General features: G+C 27.4%; 3 protein-coding genes and 1 tRNA gene. 2 read left to right on the forward strand and 2 right to left on the reverse strand.

Annotated elements, in window-relative coordinates; genetic code table 4:
- Positions 1 to 320 precede the first annotated feature (320 nt).
- Together ACNF36_RS02915 and ACNF36_RS02920 are read left to right on the forward strand one after the other, a co-directional pair.
- A complete protein-coding gene (locus tag ACNF36_RS02915; protein ID WP_418303666.1) occupies positions 321 to 1,352 on the forward strand; it encodes a DNA cytosine methyltransferase in 1,032 nt (343 codons plus the stop codon).
- Between the two features lies 1 nt (position 1,353).
- On the forward strand, positions 1,354 to 2,118 hold the full coding sequence (locus ACNF36_RS02920) for an Eco47II family restriction endonuclease (RefSeq protein ID WP_418303667.1): 765 nt from the start codon (positions 1,354 to 1,356) through the stop codon (positions 2,116 to 2,118).
- A gap of 80 nt (positions 2,119 to 2,198) precedes the next feature.
- Here ACNF36_RS02920 and ACNF36_RS02925 read toward each other — a convergent pair whose 3' ends face one another.
- Both ACNF36_RS02925 and ACNF36_RS02930 read right to left on the reverse strand, forming a co-directional pair.
- Positions 2,199 to 3,359 (reverse strand): HNH endonuclease family protein, encoded by a 1,161-nt coding sequence (locus ACNF36_RS02925; RefSeq protein WP_418303668.1) that lies wholly within the window; start codon positions 3,357 to 3,359, stop codon positions 2,199 to 2,201.
- A 354-nt stretch (positions 3,360 to 3,713) separates the two neighbouring features.
- Positions 3,714 to 3,787: transfer RNA gene (locus ACNF36_RS02930), tRNA-Trp, on the reverse strand.
- Between the last annotated feature and the right edge of the window lie 9 nt (positions 3,788 to 3,796).

Consider the following 3,796-nt stretch of genomic DNA (forward strand, 5'->3'; position numbering starts at 1 on the left):
TTTTAGTTGTTTCATAATCACTCCTTAATATAAAAAACACAAAATACGACGTTGTCCATATTTTGTGTCCCAGTTTACACCACAGTCTTTATGTTTATTTAATATCATAGACTTTTTTATCTGAATTTTTTAAATATTCAAAATTATAAAATCCATTTTTTAAGAGTTTTAATTCCTCATAATAATTAAATTTTAACGTTTCAAGATTAAAAGAGTAGACTTTTCATTTTATTTTTTGAATTCGTTTTTAACTGCTATTTTTTATGCAAGAATAACCAATTTAAAATATAATTAAAATATATATTTGGAGAGTTGAAATAATGAAAAAAAGAGAAAAAATAAAAGGTATTGAATTATTTGCAGGAGCCGGTGGATTAGCTTTAGGTCTAGAAGAAGCTGGTATTCAACACATAGGCTTAATTGAAGTTGATAAATGAGCTTGTGTCACATTGAAAACTAACAGACCTGAATGAAATGTTATCCAAGAAGACATAACAAAAATTTCACAAGAGGATTTATGCAAGTTATTTAATCTAAAAGAAGGCGAACTAGATGTTTTATCAGGTGGAGCTCCTTGCCAAAGTTTTAGTTATGCTGGTAAAAGGTTGGGTTTAGAGGATACAAGAGGAACTTTATTCTACAACTACGCCTTATTCCTTAATAAGCTTAAGCCAAAAATGTTCCTATTTGAAAATGTTAAAGGTTTACTTTCACACGATAATGGTAAGACTTTTGAAGTCATTTATAATATTTTCACAAACGAAGGTTACAAATTGGAATATCAAGTTCTAAATGCTTGAGATTATAATGTGGCTCAGAAAAGAGAAAGATTAATTTTAATCGGAATTCGTAATGATTTAGTTGACAAAATTAATTTTCACTTCCCAAATAAACACTATCCTAAACCTGTTTTAAGAGATATTTTATTAGATGTTCCTGCTAGTGAGGGCGCTAAATATTCTAAGGAAAAAGAAGCTATTTTCTCACTTGTTCCAGCAGGTGGATATTGAAGAGATATACCTGAGGAAGTGGCGAAGGAATATATGAAATCCAGTTGAGATTCATATGGAGGAAGAACTGGTATTTTAAGAAGATTAAGCCTTGATGAACCATCATTAACTATCTTAACAACTCCTCAAATGAAGCAAACAGACAGGTGCCATCCGTTCGAAAACAGACCATTTACAATTAGAGAATCTGCAAGAATTCAATCATTTCCAGATGCGTGAACTTTTAAAGGTTCAGTTGCAAATCAATATAAGCAAATTGGAAATGCAGTCCCAGTAAACTTAGCTAAAAGTGTTGGAAAGCAAATGGTCAAAGCTTTAAAAAATATGAAAAGAGATGACTAATATGAGCTACAAATATAATTTAAGTTTTATTAGTGAAAGTGATTTTACAAATCACATCAAAGAAACCGTTGATAGCTACGTAAAAGGTACTGAAGCAATTGATTTAAAGAAATTTAATAGCAATGTGATCGATCCAATAAAACTGCTTTTTGATAAAGAAATTTTAAATAAGAGTTTTACATCATTGATCGATCAAGAGATTGAAAGACAAAGAGATAAGCACAATAACAATGCAATCGGTTATTTTCATCAAAACATTTTTAAATATATAGAAAATTGTGTTGTTCCAGATCATGGTTGAGATATTATTGTTAAAAAAGATGGATTAACTTTATATGTTGAAATGAAAAATAAACATAATACAATGAATAGTTCATCAAGAGATAAAATTTATTCAAAAATGTTAGAGACAATTAAGACATCAAATGATGAAAATGTACAATGTGCACTGGTTGAAGTTATTGCATTAAAAACAACAAATAAAGAATTTACAATCACTAAGAAACAAATTGAAGATCCAAATATTACTAAAAGAATTAGACATATGTCTATTGATAAGTTTTATGAATTTATCACAGAAGACAAGTTTGCTTTTAAGAAGTTATGTGATCAATTAATAGTTACTTTACCAAAAGTTGTTAAGGAAATGGGCAATGTAAAAAGACCAAAAGATACTGTTTTAGATGAGTTGAATGATATTTCAACAGAAATATCAAAGGCATTATTTGAAATAGCATTTAAAAATTATGATACTTTTAAAAATTAATAGAAAAGTAGACAGTTTTTTATTTTCTGTCTACTTTTCTTGTCCTAATTTAATTACCATAAAGTCTTTCTGCAACTCTTTTATTTATTGCTTTTTGATCGATTACATTTTTCATGTACCAATTGAGCATTTTCTCTTGTTGTTTCTCCACCTTTGGAATATGGTATGATATGGTCTATTTCAGCAATGTCAATGTTGCGCATTTCTTGCCTACAAATACCACATTTATAATCCTGATCTTTAGCTAATTTTGGTTTTCAATCTGATGGAAAAGATCTAGGTTGTATCTTGTTTTTATTTTCTCCAACAATTTTTTTCAATGATTTAGTTACTAAACCAATTCTCTTCATAACATTATCTTTTGAAGTAGTTGAACTTTTCATAGTGGATTTGTACGTTTTGTTCTCGCGTTTTAATGAATCAATTTCTTTAGAAATTTCATCATAATTATCTCTTATACTTTGTTCATCAAAATTACTAAATGCGATCATAATTGATTCATAATATCCAATATTAAAACTATTACGTTTAATTTCACCTATTGAACCAATCTTACAAAAAGCATATTCTCCTAGCGCTTCAAGAACTAATTTAGATATGTTTAAAAATTTATTTTTATCTTTTTTCGTTTTGTTTTCTATATTCTTTATTGCATCAATATGATGATCCATATGCTCATTTAAAAATTGCTTCATATAACCATTGTATTCTTTGGAGTCGCTTAGAGCCAGGAAACGCAAGATAAATTCTTGATATTTCATGCGAGTATTTTTGAATTTAAATAATTTTTGCACTACATCTTCTTTAGACAATTCATTTATCATTTTATTATATTGACCGTGATAAACACAATTTCTTAATTCTTGCTCATTTAGATTAACTGCACCTTTATTTAATCTCTCAAAAATATCAAATTTCAGCTTATCTTGTCCTTTTATCAAGGTATATGCATATAGATTAGTTTCATCAATGGTTTTTTGATCTTCTAAATTCAGTTCTGTATATTTTTTATTTTTTCAATCTTCTGAATTAATTTTTTTATTTAAAGAAAACTTATTTTCTGTAAAGTCAATAAGAGTTTTTAATCTTTGTTGACCATCAATTACTGATAAACGGCCATCTTCTTCTTCGCATAAATATATGCTAGGAAGAGGTATACCCATAAGAGCAGATTCTATTAATTTTGATGTTTTTTCTGGATTATAAACAAAATTTCTTTGGTAGTCAGGGTTTACAATCAATAGACCTTTTCCTTTTAGGTCTTTTAATTTACTTATTGTATAAATTTCAGAACGAAATTTAGGTTGTCTCTCTCTCTCTCTCTCTCATTTTGTTATGTGTTATCCTTTCTTTTACTACAAACTATATTTACTATACTATAATAAATTATATACGTTTTTCTTATTGCTTATTTTGACAAATTAGCAATTTTTAAATTTAATTGCAAAATTTAATAATTTAAATTAAATTAGATATTAGTTTTACAAATAATTAGACAAAGTGGCTAAAAAATATTCTGAAATTCTTCTGTTAAAATAAATATCAAAAATAAAAAAATCTGGTACTTCGAAAACACCAGAAAATTTATTTGAAATTGGCAAGGGTTAAAGGAATCGAACCCTTACTTTCAGTTTTGGAGACTGCAGCACTACCACTATACTAAACCCCCTTATATAAT

It is taken from the genome of Mycoplasma sp. 4463, from assembly GCF_048381515.1.
Lineage (GTDB): Bacteria > Bacillota_I > Bacilli_A > Mycoplasmatales > Metamycoplasmataceae > Mycoplasmopsis.